General features: G+C 61.2%; 11 protein-coding genes. 4 read left to right on the top strand and 7 right to left on the bottom strand.

Annotated features, from left to right (window positions below):
• Positions 1 to 752: 752 nt before the first annotated feature.
• Together QQJ86_RS18740 and fusA are read right to left on the bottom strand one after the other, a co-directional pair.
• Positions 753 to 1,253, bottom strand: a complete 501-nt coding sequence (locus QQJ86_RS18740; protein ID WP_284322481.1) for a GreA/GreB family elongation factor — start codon at positions 1,251 to 1,253, stop codon at positions 753 to 755.
• Positions 1,254 to 1,389: 136 nt separating this feature from the next.
• The gene (gene fusA, locus QQJ86_RS18735; protein WP_284322480.1) at positions 1,390 to 3,429 is read right to left on the bottom strand and encodes an elongation factor G; all 2,040 of its coding nucleotides are present in this window, start codon (positions 3,427 to 3,429) and stop codon (positions 1,390 to 1,392) included.
• A 388-nt stretch (positions 3,430 to 3,817) separates the two neighbouring features.
• Between fusA and QQJ86_RS18730 the strand changes: the two genes are divergently transcribed.
• Both QQJ86_RS18730 and QQJ86_RS18725 read left to right on the top strand, forming a co-directional pair.
• Positions 3,818 to 4,666 carry a hypothetical protein gene (locus QQJ86_RS18730; RefSeq protein ID WP_284322479.1) on the top strand — a complete coding sequence of 283 codons (849 nt, stop codon included), beginning with the start codon at positions 3,818 to 3,820 and terminating at the stop codon, positions 4,664 to 4,666.
• Between the two features lie 105 nt (positions 4,667 to 4,771).
• Entirely contained in the window at positions 4,772 to 6,706 is a 1,935-nt protein-coding gene (locus QQJ86_RS18725; RefSeq protein WP_284322478.1) for a hypothetical protein, read from the top strand.
• Between the two features lie 266 nt (positions 6,707 to 6,972).
• Here the strand turns inward: QQJ86_RS18725 and QQJ86_RS18720 are convergent, their stop codons facing one another.
• The 5 genes from QQJ86_RS18720 to QQJ86_RS18700 all read right to left on the bottom strand — a co-directional run bounded on the left by QQJ86_RS18720 (position 6,973) and on the right by QQJ86_RS18700 (position 14,250).
• Positions 6,973 to 9,225, bottom strand: a complete 2,253-nt coding sequence (locus QQJ86_RS18720; RefSeq protein WP_345782830.1) for a xanthine dehydrogenase family protein molybdopterin-binding subunit — start codon at positions 9,223 to 9,225, stop codon at positions 6,973 to 6,975.
• Complete coding sequence (locus tag QQJ86_RS18715) at positions 9,222 to 9,761, bottom strand: (2Fe-2S)-binding protein (protein ID WP_284322476.1); 540 nt, start codon at positions 9,759 to 9,761, stop codon at positions 9,222 to 9,224. Before QQJ86_RS18715 ends, QQJ86_RS18720 begins: the two co-directional genes overlap by 4 nt.
• A 52-nt stretch (positions 9,762 to 9,813) precedes the next feature.
• Positions 9,814 to 11,136 carry an APC family permease gene (locus tag QQJ86_RS18710; RefSeq protein ID WP_284322475.1) on the bottom strand — a complete coding sequence of 441 codons (1,323 nt, stop codon included), beginning with the start codon at positions 11,134 to 11,136 and terminating at the stop codon, positions 9,814 to 9,816.
• A gap of 181 nt (positions 11,137 to 11,317) precedes the next feature.
• The gene (locus QQJ86_RS18705) at positions 11,318 to 12,205 is read right to left on the bottom strand and encodes a PhzF family phenazine biosynthesis protein (RefSeq protein WP_284322474.1); all 888 of its coding nucleotides are present in this window, start codon (positions 12,203 to 12,205) and stop codon (positions 11,318 to 11,320) included.
• Positions 12,206 to 12,318: 113 nt separating this feature from the next.
• Positions 12,319 to 14,250, bottom strand: coding sequence for a S53 family peptidase (locus QQJ86_RS18700; RefSeq protein WP_284322473.1), 1,932 nt, complete (start codon positions 14,248 to 14,250; stop codon positions 12,319 to 12,321).
• Between the two features lie 506 nt (positions 14,251 to 14,756).
• Here QQJ86_RS18700 and QQJ86_RS18695 point away from each other — a divergent pair.
• Entirely contained in the window at positions 14,757 to 15,374 is a 618-nt protein-coding gene (locus QQJ86_RS18695) for an outer membrane beta-barrel protein (RefSeq protein ID WP_284322472.1), read from the top strand.
• A 136-nt stretch (positions 15,375 to 15,510) separates the two neighbouring features.
• Positions 15,511 to 17,025, top strand: coding sequence for a fumarate hydratase (locus QQJ86_RS18690; protein WP_284322471.1), 1,515 nt, complete (start codon positions 15,511 to 15,513; stop codon positions 17,023 to 17,025).
• Positions 17,026 to 17,030 lie beyond the last annotated feature (5 nt).

Below are 17,030 nucleotides of genomic sequence, written 5' to 3'. Positions count from 1 at the left end.
TCATGGACTCGCCCTCGCTCGTTACAGAACGGTGGATAGTTTTACTCTCCACCGCTGGCCCATGAGGCCTTATTTAGCGCGGGGGCGAGTCCATGTAATTACGCATTCCTACGCATTCCCGAAATCCGTCCCCCTGCAGGCAGGGCCTGATTGGCGTCGCGCCTCAGCTATGCATGTCGTGAGTGCCACCATTGCCTGCGGCGCTTTCGGCCCCTAAAGGGCCCGAGTCACTTTTCTTTGCTGGCCCAAAGAAAAGTAACCCAAAGAAATGGCCTAAAAGGCTCGCGGCATGGGTGAGGTAAGAGCCCGAACGTCTCTGGCTAGATCGAAGGTTGCCCGCCCATGGTTCGACGTCCCCGCTATACCGCGAGGCGTCGAAGCGCTGAGGACTTAAAGCAGATCGGGCGGATCTCAGCAAAGCTCAGCCTTTGGGCAGGCATGCTTTAAGCCCTCAACGTCTCGACGCCTCGCGGTATAGCGGCGTGGTGGAAGCTTGGCCCGTCAACGATCAAAGCATGGCGACATCTTTCAGGCTTGTAACCTATGCAATGCCATGAGCTCTTGAGGCCATTTCTTTGGGTTACTTTTCTTTGGGCCAGCAAAGAAAAGTGACCCGGTCGCTCCGCGACCGGAAGCGCCGCAGGCAATGTCACAACACCACGACATGCCCAGCTGAGGCGAGACGCCAATCAAGCAAGCAGCGGACGGATGTTCTTCGCAAGCGTGTTGATACGCGCAATGTTGAACACCGATCAAGCGGCGTAATCAATCCGCAACACCTCGATCGTCATATCCCCCGCGGGCCGCTGCCAACGCACTTCATCACCGACTCGCGCACCAAGCAGCGCCGTAGCCAGTGGCGATACATAACTCACCAGGCCATGCTCGGCATCCGCTTCGTCTTCGCCGACGATCTGCCAGCGCCGCTCGCCCTCAGCACTGTCTACTGTAACGATGGCGCCAAACGCGACGCGGTCATGGGGTTGTTTGGCTATGTCCACTTCGATAGCGCTGGCGACACGTGCGTTGAGATAGCGCAGATCGCGTTCAAGCGCTGCAAGTTCGTTGCGCTGGTCAAGTGCGTCCTGCTCGTTGGCCTTGAGCGAATCGTATCGCGCAAGGACGGTGGCCAGGCGTTGGCGCAGGACAGCGACGCCGTGCGGCGTCACGTAATTGGGATGCGCACTTATCGGCAATTCGGGCAATACATCCTGGGTATCGCCGTCATCGTCTTTGACGAAGGCTCGGCTCATGCGGCCCTCCTATAAGAATGGTGTTCGGAACCTGCCTGGCAGGCAGATGCAAGCGGTGTCTTTAAAGTACGTATGGATCGGTCCGGGTGGCTGCAAGGTCGCCCGGGCCGATCGGTTCATGAAGCGGGCGACGTTGTCAGTCTTCGTCCAGTTTGGGTTTCCACGCCTCGCTAAGCTGGCGTTGCACCGGTGGCGGCACCGGCTCGTAATGGCTGAGATCGAGGCTGTAGCGACCGCGTCCGCCGGTCATGGCTTTGAGTTCGGTGGGGTAGTCGGTGAGTTCGGCCAGCGGCGCCTGCGCTTTGATCACCAATTCGCCGTCACGCTTGGCGTCCGTGCCCATGATGCGTGCGCGCTTGCTGGCGAGACCGCCGGTAACGTCGCCCACGCTGGGTTCGGGAATGGCCACTTCCACGTCCACGATCGGCTCCAGCACGATCGGCCGCGCTTTGCTGACCGCATCGAGAAACGCTTTCTTGCCAGCCGAGACGAAAGCCACTTCCTTCGAATCGACCGGATGGTATTTGCCGTCGTACACCGTTACACGCAAATCCTGTAGCGGATACCCGGCCACCGCACCGCTTTCCATCGCCTGCCGCACGCCTTTCTCGATCGCCGGAATGAATTGTCCGGGGATCACGCCACCTTTGACTGCATCGACGAATTCGAAACCTGCGCCGCGTTCAAGCGGATCGACGCGCAGAAACACTTCACCGAATTGTCCGGCACCGCCGGTCTGCTTTTTGTGACGATGATGACCCTCGGCGGAGCTGGAAATGGTTTCGCGATAAGCGATGCGGGGCGGATGCGTAATGACTTCCACGCCGTAGCGATCATTCATGCGCTCCAGCATGATTTTCAGATGCAGGTCGGAAAGGCCGCGGATCACGGTCTCGTTGAGCTCTTTGTGATGTTCCACGCGGAAGCAGGGATCTTCCTCAGCTAGCCGACATAGCGCCTGCGAAAGCTTCTGTTCCTGCCCTTTATGCTTGGGCACAAGGGCTAGCCCGAACATCGGCTGCGGGAAGTGCAGCGGGTCGAGATGAATGCTGTCTTCGTCGTGCGAGTCGTGCAGCACGGCATCGAAATGGATGTCGTCCACCTTGGCCACTGCCGCGATATCGCCGGGTATGGCCTGCTCCATTTCCAGGTGCGATTTGCCGTTCAGGCGAAACAGGTGCCCGACTTTGAACGCCTTGCGGTTGTCATCGATGAAGAGCTGGCTTTCGCGGCGCACCGTGCCTTGCCATACGCGAAAAACGCTGAGCTTGCCGACAAAGGGGTCGTTCACCACCTTGAATACATCGGCGATTGCGTGGGCATTCGGGTTGGGGTCGACCTCGATCTGCAGATGCTCCGCATTGCGAAACGGTGGCGGATTGGCCTCGGCCGGGTTGGGCAGCAGGCGATCGAAGATATCCAGCAATTCGTTCACGCCCGCGCCGGAGCGTGCGCTGACGAAACAGATCGGCACCAAGTGGCCTTCGCGCAGGCATTGCTCGAACGCGTCGTGTAGTTGCTCCGACGTGAGCGCCTCTTCGCCGGCATCCAGATACGCGCCCATGGTGGTTTCGTTGATCTCCACGACCTGATCCAGGATTTGCTGGTGCGCTTCGGCCAGTGAGGAAAAATCCGTGGCGCCGTCGCGATGAAAAAAGCAATCGAGCACCTTGCCGGCATGCTCTCCCGGCAAGTTGACCGGCAGGCATTCGTTGCCGAATTCCTCGCGCAGCGAACTCAACAGCGCCGGCAGATTGGCACCGTCGGTATCGATCTTGTTGACCACCAGCAAACGGGCCAAGCCGCGCTCGCGGGCGCGTTCCATCATTCGGCGCGTGCCGTGCTCGATCCCGTTGGAGGCGTTCACCACCACGGCTACGGTTTCTACCGCAGCGAACGCAGCAAGCGTGCCGCCGCGAAAATCCGTATAGCCGGCGGTATCGATCAGGTTGATGTGGCAAGCATTGCGGTCGATGCCGGCGATGCAGCTGTCGATGGAATGGCCGCGCGCCTTTTCCTGCGGGTCCGTATCGGACTGCGTGGTGCCGCGCTCAACCGATCCTGCGATCTGAATGGCGCCGCCGGCCTGCAGCAAGGCCTCGAACAGCGTGGTCTTGCCTGTGCCGGCGTGACCGGCGAGCGCGACGTTGCGGATGTTTTCCGTGTTGTAGGACACGATGCGACCCTCCTCTGCAAAAGCCGCATGTAGCGGCCAGATAGTGGCGGGCCGTCATGGTCGTCCTTTGCGTACAGGACGCAGGGCGGTCATGGCGGGGTAGCGGCGGAGCCTGCTGGCTTCTGCTGCTGTTGGGCTAGCCTTCTCTCATTGGCCGGGATGGTCAAGTTGCAGTGCGAAGACAGACGGGATCAGAGCATCCTCGACAACCGTTAATCTCGTGTGATCAGTGTTGGAACCGCGCGGAAAAGCCACGGTCTTTGTTTGACCCCACACGCATACCGTCCCGCCGAGGCCACTTATCGAACGCCCCGATCAGGTCGAGCACCATCGCTGGTTCCCGGAATCGCATCGCGGACTGGCCCCGCTCGATGGCTCCACCCGCGCCATGCTGCACGAACTGCGCTGGCGCAAGCCACCCCGCGATCACCGCCGCCTGTGGGCGGCGCTGGCGATTGCGCTGGTTTTGCACGTCTTGTTCGTGGCAGTGGTGTGGTACGAGATGAAGGCCACGCCGATGCCACCGCAGGTGGTGCGGGTCCAGTTTGATCAAGGAATCCAGGTGCGCTTTATCACGCGCAGCTCGGCGCCATCGAAGGCGCCGCCGCCGTTCGCGCTACCGCCACCGCCTCTGGCACGTGAGCCCGTGTCGAAGAACGCCATGACGTTGCGCATGCCCGCATCGTCTACGCCGCCGCCTGCGCCGGCCACTTCGGTACCGCACCCTGCGCTGTTCGATCGCACGGGACAAATCGTGTTACCCGCGAGCGCATCGAGTGCGCCTTCTGCCGACTACGTGCAGCATGGGCCGCAAGGGGATGCGCAGATCATGCAGCATCGCGCGGGCGCCCAATATCAATCCGCGCCGAACCAATTCAAGCAATATTTTCCGCCACCACACGAATCCTTCGTGGCTGGCGTGCTGCGCAAGTTGAATGGCAGCGAAAGCAATTCGAAGAGTGTGGATCTGCCGGGTGGCATTCACCTTAAGTGCCAGAAGGTGCTTGGCATACCGACGCCGAATTGCGGCATTCCGCCGGACCCACCGCCTCCTACGGATGGCGATGAACGCTTGAACATGGCGCCCGCATCACTGGTGAAAGGCAACGCTTTGCCAAAGCCGGACCTCGCTACGTGCATCGCGGATTACAGAGCAGGCAAACCGCTGGCTCAAGGTTGTCCGGTCGATACGCCGGCGCGTGCGGTGGATGCGGAGAAGAAACGCCCTGGCCCCTGATTCGCGAAGCGCTCGCGCATCAAGAAATTCCCGCCGCCCATTACACTGGCGCCCATGTCGCCAACGTCTCCTCCCGATAAACCCAGCCCGTCACCACAGGTTGTCATGATCAAGTCCCCGCGGGACGCGGCGACATGGGCGTTGGTTTATCGGCGGCGTACGCGCGACCGGCCGCGCGATCGCCTGCTGAAATCGCTGGGGCTTATCGGCAGCCTGTTTGTGCACCTGATCGTGCTGTTAGGTGCGATCCTCGGCTCGCCGTATGACCTTCCGCTGCCACCGCCGGAGCCCAAAGGCAATGCGCTGCTGGTGCGCCTGATCCAGAACAAACCCCAGCCACCACCGCCGCCGCCCGTGCGTGGCGTGCCGCCCAAGGAGCATGGCCCAACGCATCGCGGCAACACTTCCCAAGTGACGCACGTCACCCACGAAACCTCGACCGCCGCGCCGGTAGCTGCGGTGACACAACCGCCTGCGCCCGTACCCAAACAGGAACCGGTAGTGGCACAGACCAAGCAGCCGGCAGCCGAAAAAGCGCAGGCGCCGACAGCGCCATTGCCGCCGATCACACTGCCGAAACCGTCAGCGCCGCCGATCGAACAACCCACGCCCACCGGCCTGCCACCTGCACCGTTGTCGTTGCAGGCGGTGCAAGTGCCGCAGCCGGTGCCGCCACAGTTCCAGCCCGAGCCTGTGCGCAAAGCGCAGCCTGAAGGAACCCAGCCGATGCCGCCATTGCCGTCGGTTGCGTTGCCCACTCAACCCACGCAATCGGCGCAGACGATCACTCCGCCGCAGATCGCAGTGGAGAATCCATCGCTGACTCCACCACCCATGCCGAGTGTCGCCGCGGCCCAGCCGAATCCAGCCACCGCAGCGCCACCTTCGCCGTCGCTGCAGCCGGTTCCTTTGCCGGCGCAGGTAGCGCCCACGGTTAACTTGCAACCATCCGCCACGCAGTTGGCGACACCGAATGTGCAGCGCACGTCGCCACAACTGCTTGCACCTGTCGCGCGTCCACAGGAGCCCCCGCAGCTCGCGTCGGTGCCAGTTACGCCGGTGGCTGCGCCAGCGCCAAACGTGTCACCTTCGGCGCCGGCACTGAACATCGAAGCGCCCAAGTTGGCGGTACCGGAGGTATCGCTGCGTCCGCAATTGAGCGCGGCACCTTCGCCAACACCCACGACACCACAAACCGAAGCGAAGCCCTCGACGTCTCCCAGCAATGAGAAAGAAACGGCGTCGACATCATCGCCTGCACCGAGCGCGGCGCCATCGAGCGCCGCTGCAAACGAAGGGAATGCGAGTGCAAGCACCGCTCCCAACGCCACGCCACAAGGCAGCGAAACGGGCAATCCAGGACAACCCAACGGCGTGATCCAGTCGCCCTCGGAAAATGCAGGCCAAGGCACGCAGCCGTCGCCATCCATCGGCACCGGCAACAACACAGCAGGTGAGCAGGGCGGCGGTACGCCCGGTACGCCGAATGGCACCTACATCCAGCTCAAGCCACGCGGTGATACGGAAATCATGTCGCACAACACGAATCTGCCGAAATACAAGTCGACGCGTTTCGACAAATACTGGACGCCGGAAGGCGAGAGTTCCGTCGACACGGCTTTGCGTCATGCGGTCGAGAAAACTACGGTCAAGCACACGTTCAATTTGCCGAAGGGCGTGCGCATCGAGTGCACGGTGATGCCGTTGCTGCCGTCGTCGCTGTTTGGTTGCCACAATCCCGATCCGCCGGCGCAACCGCTGGAGCAGAAGATCTACGATCGACTCAATCTGCCTACGCAGAATGCATCGATACCCAAGACGGAGGCGGCACCCGCTGCAAGCACGTCGACGCCAGCCGCCCCGGTGGTGCTGGACAACAGTGCCGAATGTGCAGCAGCACGCGTCAGCGGCGGACCGATGCCGCCGAATTGTCCGCCGGCAACGTCGATACCGGTGAAGCCGTTGCAGCCGATCAAACCGGTGGGCGTGCCGACATCGACATCGGGTTCGTGGGTGCCTGCTAGCGATCAGTTTCACTAGCAAGATTTTCGTTACTCGCGACAGCAGCTGACAATCTTGCAGAGAAGCCCCGTCTTCCCACACCGTCATTCCGGCGAAGGCCGGAATTCAGTCAAATACGACGTGCGAAGCACACTAAATAAAAAGGTTTTGTGTGCTTCGCACTGCATATTGAAACTGGATTCCGGCCTTCGCCGGAATGACGGTGTGGGAAGTTGAAGTTCTTGGCTAGGCTGACCCCTCACCCCAACCCTCTCCCCGAAGGGGAGAGGGAGCAAAAGCAAACATCACAACAACCGCAGCAATTCCTTCATCAACGGCAACCGACGCACGCGCACTGCGCTCACGCGGAACACCGCATTGGCGAGCGCGGGTGCCACAGTCGGCATGGCAAGGAAGCTCGCACCGGCCGGATCACCTTCACCCGGCACGGTGATCACTTCGACTGTGCGCGGCAGCTGCGCCATGCTGGCAAGTTGATAATCCTTCCAAGTGCTTTGCTGCACTTTGCCGTCTTTCACCGTGATGGCGAGATTCAGCGCGGTAGAGAGCGCATCCAGCGTAGCGCCAGCAACCTGACCTTCCAGGCCCATCGGATTGATGACACGGCCCACGTCGACCGCACACACGACGCGCTCGATGGTGAGCTTCTCGCCTTGCATCGACACTTCGATCGCATGCGCGACGTACGCGCCGCCGGTGTGCCAGCAGGCGATGCCAAGGCCATTCACCGAATGCAGCCAGTCCTTCCAGTTGATGCGATCGGCGACGAGCTTCAAGACGTTGATCAAGCGCGCGGTGTCGATCGCGCCACCGCCTTGCAGCGGCACCAATCGCGGCTCACCGATCAGGCGCAACTGCGTGACCAGTGGATCTTCCTTGAGCGAATGCGCGATCTCGTCGATGAAGCTGCCGACTGCAAAAGCGTTCGTTACATCCGGCATGCCACGATGCGGACCGCGTGGCAGCGATGAGGCGAGACCGAACCAATCACTGCGGTAATTGGGCACCAAGCCGGCTGGCAACTGGTTTGCGCTGACTTCGGATGTCCAAACGTGATCGCTCGGCACGCCGCGATTGGTCAGCGCCGATGCACTGGCCACGCGCTGGTTCCACGCAAGCACATGCCGTTTCGCGTCGATGATCGCGCTGAACTTGTGCACGCTGCCGGAGCGGTAGAAGTCGTGCGTGAGGTCTTCATCGCGCGGCCAGAACAGTTGCAGCGGCTTGTCGACTTCCTTGGCCAGCAGCACGGCTTCGGCGACGTAGTCGTGGTCGAGGCGGCGACCGTAACCGCCGCCGATACGCGGCACACGGATATCGATCTGATCCGGAGCGAAGCCCGTCAGGCGTTGCACCACCGTCCACGCCTGCTGCGGTGATTGCGTGGGCACATAGAGTGTGGCGCTGGTCTTGTCCAGACGCACCAGGCAGTTCATTGGTTCGCTGGCGGCATGTGCCAGCCAGGGCTGGTAGTAGGTGGCTTCGACGCGGCGGGCGGCTTTGCGTTTTGCTTTGTCGACGTCGCCGTCATCGCGCACACGGGTGGTGGGGGCGGCATCGCTGTCGAGCAGTGCGGAGGCTTGCTGTTCCAGCGCAGCGGTGCTTTCGCTGCCGCTTGCGCCCGGCTTCCACGTGAGCTTCAGCGCGCGCTGGCCTTGCAAGGCGACCCAGGTGTTTTCGGCGATCACCGCTACAGCCGGCGCGATCACCGTTTGGCCCGGCGGCAGTTTCGGATCGGGCTTGAGCTCGATCACTTTCACCACGCCCTTGATGGCAAGCGCGGCGCTGCTGTCGAGCCCGGTGAGCTGGCCATCCGGCCACGGGCAGTGCGCCAGCACGGCGACCAGCATCTCGCCGAAATGTTGATCGAACGTGTAGGGCGTTTGTCCGGTGACGATGGCGCGTGCATCGATGTCACCGGCGGGCTTGCCGATCAGCGTGTAGCGATCTGGCGTTTTCAGCGAGATAGGGCCGGGCGGTAGCGCGATCTTCGCGGCGGCGGCCGCAAGTTCGCCGTAACCAATGCGGCGGCCGTCAGGGGCGATCACGGCGCCTTGCTCGGTGCGCAACTGTTCGGGCGGTACGCCAAGTTGCGGCACGGCGGCGCGGATCAGCAACCAGCGCGCCAGCGCACCGGCAGAGCGCAGATCGCGCCACGCACGTGGCATCGAATTGCCCGTGCCGCCCACTTGCTGGCCGTAGAGCCAGCGTGGCTTGCCGTTGTCGTCGGCAACACCCAGGCCTAGCGGCAGCACGCGTACGCGCTGCCAATCGGCGTCCATTTCATCGGCAATGATGCGAGCGAGCGATGTAGCGACGCCGGTGCCGGTTTCCGGATCACGCGTACCGATCAGCACCGTGCCATCCGCATCGACGCGCACATAGACACCCATGTCGTAGAGCGCATCGCCCAACATGTCCGGGGGTGTTTGCGCAGTGGCTGCGCGGACAGTGCGAATGCCGACAATCAATGCACCCGCGGTACCAGCAAGCACTTGCAGAAAGCGGCGGCGCGACAACTTCACCTGGCCGCTCATGCCTTTGCTCCTTGCTTCATCGCTGCAGCGGCGCGCTTGACCGCCTTGCGCACGCGCGTCTGGCAACCGCAGCGGCAGAGATTGGGCAGGGTATCGATATCGTTGTCGGAGGGATCCTTGACGCGGTTCAACAGATCCATCGACGCGATCAGCCAGCCCGGCGTGCAGTAACCGCAACCGATGGCGTCCTCGTCGATGAAGGCTTGCTGGAGCGGATGCAGCCCTGCACCTTTCCTGTCGGTGAGACCTTCCACCGTGGTGATTTTCTTGTCGGCCAGCTTGCTCATCGTCACGCTGATGGCGGACGTGGCTTTGCCGTTCACCAACACCAGATCCGCGCCGCCTTCGCCGTGCTCGCCGCCGTACTTGGTGCCGTTGAGCCGCAGCACGTCGCGCAGGTACCACAGCAGGGGCATCTCCGGATCGCCGGTATGGTGAAACGCCTCGCCGTTGATCTGCAGGTCGATGCCGGGGCGGACCGGGGTGGGCGTGATGTCCGCAGCCTTACTGGGCAGCGCGGCGTGGTCTTGCGCCATCTGGGGGTGTCTCCTTAAAGCTATTCGCCCATTTTGGCATTGCCATCGGAATTTAGGTGCGAACCGGCCTGAACAAATGCTTCCAGATGAAATACACCGGGATGCCAGCCACCATGATCGCCACGCCAATACCTGTATTCACCAAGCTTGTACGCAGGCTTTGCACCACCACCAGCCCGATCGTCACGATGAAGATCAGCGGCAACAGCGGATAACCCGGCACACGGAATGCCACGTCGCCCTTCTGCCGTTGGCGGTACCAGAACAGCGTGGCCACGCCGACTGCACAGGCCAGCCAGTCGCCGAACGTGGCGTAATCGAGCAACTGCCCATAGCTGCCCGACAGCACGAGCACGATCGACCAACCCACCAGCAGGATCAGCGCCAGATTCGGCGTGTGATGACGCGGATGCAGGCGCCCCACGCTGGCGAAGAACAGGCCATCCGATCCCATCACCTGCAACACGCGCGCGCCCGCCACCAACGTGATGTTGCAGAAGCCGAAGGTGGAGATGGCGATGCCGATGGCGATCACCTTGGCACCGGCCGGGCCGAACACTTTGTTCATCACCTCTGCCGCCGGTGTGTTGCTATGTGCCAGGCCGTCATGGCCAAGCACGGCCAGATACGCCACGTTGACCAGGGCATACGCAACAATCACGCCCAGCATGCCCAGGAAGAGCGCGCGGGGCAGGGTGCGCTGCGGCTCCTTCACTTCACCGGCAAGGTTGTTGAGATAGGTGAAACCGGAGTAAGCGAACAGCACCGGCAGCGATGCGCTCATAAAGCCGACATCCGCGCGTGCAGGGTCCGCCGCCAGCCAAGGCGTACCGCTGCCGACGCCGGCCAGGAACAATCCACAAACCACGAGCACAGCAACGGCTAGCAGCTTCAGTACCGTAAACAAGTTCTGCATTTGCACGCCGAACTTCAGTCCGAACAGATTGATCACCGCCACCATCGCCAGCGCGCCGATCGCCAGCGGTGTCGCCATGCCCGCCGGAAGGCCAAACACTGAAGCACCGTAGCGGGCGAAGATCGTCGCGACCGCCGCGCTGGATCCGGAATAGATCACCAGCAGCATGGTCCAGCCGAACAGAAAGCCGGCAAGCGGCCCGAACGCTTCGCGCAGATACACGTAACTGCCGCCGGCATGCGGACGGCGCGCACCCAACTCGGCGTAGCACAGTGCGCCGATCAAGGTCAGCACACCGGCACCCACCCACATCAGCAACAGCGCCAGCCCTGATTCCGTGCGCTGCGCCGCGATGCCGGGGTTCAGGAAAATGCCGCCACCGATAATGCCGCCAACCACCACCAACGCCGCGTCCCGCAGACGAAGGCTGCGCTGATAGCCGGTAACCGGTGACGTCATGGGAATGCCCCTGGAGTGGAAAGGCAGAGCATGGCAATGGTGGGGCGATCCGGCAAGCGTGAGTGCTCGTCGTCCCGGCGAAGGCCGGGACCCAGCGACTTTGCTCTTCCTCTTCTACTCATAAAGGCACTGGATCCCGGCTTTCGCCGGGACGACGATGAAGGGTAGTTTCTAGGACGGGTTACCGGACTTCGGCTAGGTCAAACGCGCCGATGATTACCGAGACACATTGACCACCGATAGTGATGGCTCCACTTACCGCATCGCGTGCAACGTCAACGTAGCCATCGCATCCCACTTCACGTCCCTGGCTGGATCGGTAGCGCAAGCCATAGCTGGCATCACTTCGCTCGGCGAGGAACGCCATGATGGCGGCGTTGGCGCTGCCGGTGACTGGATCTTCGGGTAGGCCATCCCCTGGGCAGAAGGCACGTACGGCCATCTGCGCCGGGCCGCAAAGCTCGCGGCCAAATACGCTGACACCCATCGCATCGTGGCGCTCGCGCAGCTGCGCGATGGCATGCATATCCGGTTTCAGCGCACGCACATGCGATGCTTCGTGCAGATCGCACACCCACCAACGCGGACCATTGTCCGCCAAGACTACCTGCGCATCACCCAGCGTGATGCCGATCGCTTCAGCAATAGCGTGACGTACTTCGGCGCTGACGCCTTGCAGCCTGGTGGGTGGTGCTTGCACGTGAATGATGCGCTCGGCGCCGGTATGTTCGATCGCTACAGGTAACAGTCCGGCTGTGCATTGCTGGATCAGCTTCGTTTTGTTGCTGTCGACGAGTCCCGCTTCGATCGCAGCGTATGCGCTGCCGACGCTCGGATGCCCGGCAAAAGGCAATTCTTGACGTGAAGTAAAAATGCGCACGCGATAATCCGCGTCCGGTGTCGTGGGTGTTAGCAGAAACGCGGTTTCGGAGAGATTCGTCCAGCGTGCAAACGCACGCATAGTGGCTTCATCCAAGCCATCGCCATCGATGACGACTGCGAGGGGATTGCCCTTCATCGGCTGGCGGGAAAACACATCGAGCTGCATGAAGCGGCGTTTGGAGGACATGGCGTATGACATTGCGGAACAGTCCACCATCATAGCCATCCGCGCCGCATGCTTGCGCCACCGGCAGCAGGCCGATCCCTCCCCCGATAGCGGGGGAGGGATGGACTCACAACTTAAAAGCCGCTACGCAAGAACACATCCAGATTCGCTACATCCAGCGCACCGATACCTGCGCCCTGGTTGTAGTGCGGCGCACCGTAGTAGAACCAGTTGTCGCCGGCACGAACGCTCTTGAACGGCGAGAACCAGCCGTAGCCGAAGATGTCCTGGAGGAAGTACACCTGCGGATTCCACAGGCCGATACGGTGGCCCGAGCTCTGCACCAGCAGCGCGGTGATGCCGTTGAGCTGAGGTGCTACGAAGCTGGTGCCGCCTTCACCGGAAGCCAGGCCGCCATCAACGGTTGATACAAAGACGTAGCCCGTTTCGGGGTCGGCATTCAGCGAAATATCCGGCACATTGCGGCCTTCGAAATGGCCCGGCAGTTTCAGCAGCGTAGTGGGACCGGCACTGGGGTCGTTGTAGACCAGTGATTGATCCTTTTCGCTGCGGCGGATGCCGTGCGTGAAAGCCTGATAGAACGGCGTATGCCAATACACGCTTACACCGCCGCCACCGCCCGAGGAAAACAGATTCACCACACCCTTGCCGATGTAGGTGTCAAAGTAGTTCTGCAGATAATCCCAGCCCCACACGCTTTCCTGTGTGATGGATTGGGTCGGACCTGTGCCGAATGAATAATTGAACGGTGTGGTGGTGCCGCCGGCTGCAGTGATGAAGGGATCGGAGGCTGGCGAATCGACAGTGAGTGGCGCCGTGAATTGGCCCGCGCCGGTACCGACGCCCAGACCGCGTACCGTGTCATACGCCCCAGAGTCGCCCGATGCGGCGAACAGCGATTGTCCTTGCACGGCAGCTTCCAGGAAAATCTTGTGGAATGCGCGAAGGTCGCCGACATCGGTGGTATCGGTATTGCTTGCTCCGGTCACGTTCAGCGCCGCGAAATTGAAGATCTCCGGTGAACCCCAGCTGGTGGAGATGCTGTCGCAGGTGTTGTCCGTGACCGATTGCGCGAATGCGTCGACGAACCCGTTGCCGGCGTTCGGTGCGTGGTAAACGATCACGTCCGCATACGGAGCAATGCCGCCCGCTTGTTCGACGTCAATGGAAGTTTCACCGCTACCGCCATCGATGGCTCCACCACCATCCACGGGCACGAGCGTAATGCGATTGGGCTTGGTCGTGAGACCAATATCCGACCAATAAGCAGTCGCGTCGCTGGGATAGAAGTTCGACAGCGTCACGATGCAGGTGGTCGAGCCATTGCCGACGATGCCGCGTTGATAGAGCGGATTGATATCGTAGAAGTTGGCGACGTCACCCACCGTGTACTGGCCAGGCACGCCCGACGCTGTGGGATTGCCGCCCGAGCTGCCGGAGCTCTTTGCAGCCAATGCATTCGTCTTCGCATTCGCCGCGCCGAATGAAGTGAATGCCGGCATCGAAACGTGATGCGGACGATAGGCCTTCTCGTTGCTTAGACCGGTCGCGACGTCTACCACGTCAGCGATGGCCGAAGGCAGCTGCGGCGTCGAGGACGGTTTGTGGAAGCTGCGTCCGTTGTCACGCGACACGTAATTATGGATAGACGTCTGAAACAGATTGCCGTATTGCGCCAAGGTGCCGCTGGTGCGAATCGCCAGATGGCTCGGTAGCACTTCACTGCTCAGTCCCTGACTGCGAAGGTACGACTGTACGCGAGCGATCTCCGCATCGGTGGCGCCGTATTGCTGCGCGAACTGGCTGGTAGTGAGGAATTGCCGGTAGTGCGGGCTGCCAGGCGTGACGGTTTCTTGAATGTAGCTTTCGAGTGCTGCTTCGTTATGCAGCTTCAGAAACAGTGTGACGTGAACGTTTTGATTGCTTGGTGCGACACCTGCATCCACAGCAGGTGCAGCCTGTGCGGCCCACGCGCCGGCGCTGACACCGGTCAACAACAGGCCAAGGGACAACGAAAGCGACTTGCGATGCAGCTTTGCAAACATGTTGCTCCTCCCGAATGAGCACAACGACGTGTGCGCACGTGTAGCAAAGGCTGGAAGCAAACACCTTTGCCTCATCCGCACGAAAGTCGTTGCGCATGTGGCTGAAAAATTCCTCTTCCCAGCGGACGTCGTCCGTCTCCCCTGACGACCGGCATCGAGCCGCTAATTGGGAGCCTATAGCGCTAAAGCGAAACCTGGAAGTGCCTGAGTTGCATGTAGGCAATGGAAGATTTCATGAGACATCGAATTCTCAAGCGCTTTCATCGATCTAACGAAACATCGAGCCTGTGCATGTAGTCCGCAACCATCGAGATATTTGTACGAATGTGTTTGCGTTTTGCGCAAGACGGATTACGTGAGAAAAACCCTACCTAAGTAGAAGAAATCTCTTTAGGCATCGGCGAAGCAATTCGTTACCGTTTGCAAAATTTTTACGCTCGAAACCGCTTTCCCCATTCGTGCGGTTCGACCGACGGAATCCCATAAAACCTCTAAGGAGTTTACTGATGCGCAAGTTCGCAATCATCGCCGCTGCTTTGGCGGTGGGCACGGTTTCATCCGCCGCTTTTGCCGGTGACGGCAATTTATTCGTCAACGCCAATGGTGGTGCTTCGCACTACAGCGGTAGCAATCCGTTCTCGGGCTATGCAGATAACAGCTTCAGCAAGACGGGTAAGGCTGGCGCATTGCGCGTTGGCTATCGCTGGAACAGTGTGGTGGATTACGGTGTGGAAGTCGGTTACGGCTTTCTTGGCAATGCCAATGCACGCGTCGTCTATCCTTCTGTCGGCACAGAGCGTGACCAGGTGCAGACGCGTGGTTGGCTGCTTGGCGGAAACCTCAACTACAACATTGACGAGCATTGGTATGTCGACGCCCGCGCCGGCTGGTTCCGCGCCCGCAGCCTTTACGAAGTCCGCTTGCTGAGCGACTACGGCAACCAGTTCGGTCGCGATGCCGTCACCCGCACGGGCGAATATTTTGGCTTCGGCGGCGGCTACAACTTCAACAAGAACTTCAGCCTCGGCCTCGCCTACGACACGTATCGCGTGCCGGAGAATGACGTCGTCACCAAGAACACCCGCATCGGCATGTACTCGCTTCAGGCCGAATACCGCTTCTGATTCAAGGCGTTCTCCACTCTTTTGCGGCCGCCTTGCGCGGCCGCTTTTTTATCCGCAAGGCCGGATTGGGGCACAATAGGGCGTTGTGTCTGGCCGATACATGGCCAGGTATCGTTCCCCAGTCGAAGCCAACGCCATGACCCTCATCAAGCAAGACGATCTGATTCAGTCCGTCGCTGACGCCCTCCAGTACATCAGCTACTACCACCCGGTCGACTACATCACCAACCTGGCCAAAGCCTATGAGCGCGAGGAATCGCCGGCGGCCAAGGATGCGATGGCGCAGATCCTGATCAATTCGCGCATGTCGGCGGAAGGGCATCGCCCGTTGTGCCAGGACACCGGCATCGTGACGGTGTTTCTCAAGGTCGGCATGAATGTGCGCTGGGATGCCACGATGAGCGTGGAGGACATGGTCAACGAAGGTGTCCGCCGCGCCTATAACCATCCGGACAACAAATTGCGCGCAAGCGTACTGGCCGATCCGGCCGGCAAGCGCAGCAATACCAAGGACAACACGCCGGCAGTGATCAACGTCTCGATTGTTCCTGGCGATACGGTCGACGTGATCGTGGCGGCGAAGGGCGGTGGTTCCGAGGCCAAGTCCAAGTTTGTAATGCTCAATCCCTCCGACTCCATCGTCGACTGGGTGCTCAAGACCGTGCCGACCATGGGCGCAGGCTGGTGCCCGCCGGGCATGCTCGGTATCGGCATTGGCGGCACCGCCGAGAAGGCGATGCTGCTGGCGAAAGAGGCCTTGATGGAGCCGATCGACATCCAGGACCTGATCGCCCGCGGCCCGTCGAATCGTGCCGAGGAACTGCGCCTGGAGCTGTACGACAAGGTGAACGCGCTGGGCATCGGCGCGCAGGGTCTGGGGGGTCTCACCACCGTGCTCGACGTGAAGGTCAAGGATTACCCCACCCACGCCGCGAATCTGCCGGTGGCGCTGATCCCGAACTGCGCCGCCACTCGCCACGCGCATTTCACCCTGGACGGCTCCGGTCCGGTGATGCTCGATCCGCCTTCGCTGGAAGATTGGCCCAAGCTCACCTATGACTCATCCAAGGGGCGTCGCGTGAACCTGGATATGGTCACGCGTGAGGAAGTGGCCAACTGGAAGCCCGGCGAAGTGCTGCTTCTCAACGGCAAGTTGCTCACCGGCCGCGACGCCGCCCACAAGCGCATGGTCGACATGCTGAATAAGGGCGAAAAGCTGCCGGTGGATTTCAAGGGACGCTTTATCTACTACGTGGGCCCGGTCGATCCAGTGCGCGACGAAGTGGTTGGCCCCGCCGGCCCCACCACCGCCACCCGCATGGACAAGTTCACCGAGCAGGTGCTGGCGCAGACCGGCCTGCTTGGCATGGTCGGCAAGGCCGAGCGTGGTCCGACGGCCATCGACGCCATCAAAAAGCATCAGTCGGTGTACCTGATGGCCGTGGGCGGTGCCGCTTATCTCGTATCCAAGGCCATCAAGGCCAGCCGCGTGCTGGCGTTCGAAGACCTCGGCATGGAGGCGATCTACGAATTTGAGGTCAAGGACATGCCGGTGACCGTGGCAGTGGATTCGGCCGGTACCTCCGTGCACAAGACGGGGCCGCGCGAGTGGCAGGCGAAAATCGGCAAGATTCCTGTGTTTGTTGAGTAATGCCG

This window comes from Dyella acidisoli (assembly GCF_030160295.1).
Classification (GTDB): domain Bacteria; phylum Pseudomonadota; class Gammaproteobacteria; order Xanthomonadales; family Rhodanobacteraceae; genus Dyella_B; species Dyella_B acidisoli.
Note: the sequence above shows the minus strand (reverse complement) of the source record. Positions and strands in the feature narration are given on the sequence as shown.

Coding starts and splice junctions, on each gene's coding strand:
- QQJ86_RS18740 (WP_284322481.1), bottom strand. CDS start 1,253: ATGAGCCGAGCCTTCGTCAAAGACGATGACGGCGATACCCAGGATGTA.
- QQJ86_RS18730 (WP_284322479.1), top strand. CDS start 3,818: ATGCTGCACGAACTGCGCTGGCGCAAGCCACCCCGCGATCACCGCCGC.
- QQJ86_RS18725 (WP_284322478.1), top strand. CDS start 4,772: ATGATCAAGTCCCCGCGGGACGCGGCGACATGGGCGTTGGTTTATCGG.
- QQJ86_RS18720 (WP_345782830.1), bottom strand. CDS start 9,225: ATGAGCGGCCAGGTGAAGTTGTCGCGCCGCCGCTTTCTGCAAGTGCTT.
- QQJ86_RS18715 (WP_284322476.1), bottom strand. CDS start 9,761: ATGGCGCAAGACCACGCCGCGCTGCCCAGTAAGGCTGCGGACATCACG.
- QQJ86_RS18710 (WP_284322475.1), bottom strand. CDS start 11,136: ATGACGTCACCGGTTACCGGCTATCAGCGCAGCCTTCGTCTGCGGGAC.
- QQJ86_RS18705 (WP_284322474.1), bottom strand. CDS start 12,205: ATGTCCTCCAAACGCCGCTTCATGCAGCTCGATGTGTTTTCCCGCCAG.
- QQJ86_RS18700 (WP_284322473.1), bottom strand. CDS start 14,250: ATGTTTGCAAAGCTGCATCGCAAGTCGCTTTCGTTGTCCCTTGGCCTG.
- QQJ86_RS18695 (WP_284322472.1), top strand. CDS start 14,757: ATGCGCAAGTTCGCAATCATCGCCGCTGCTTTGGCGGTGGGCACGGTT.
- QQJ86_RS18690 (WP_284322471.1), top strand. CDS start 15,511: ATGACCCTCATCAAGCAAGACGATCTGATTCAGTCCGTCGCTGACGCC.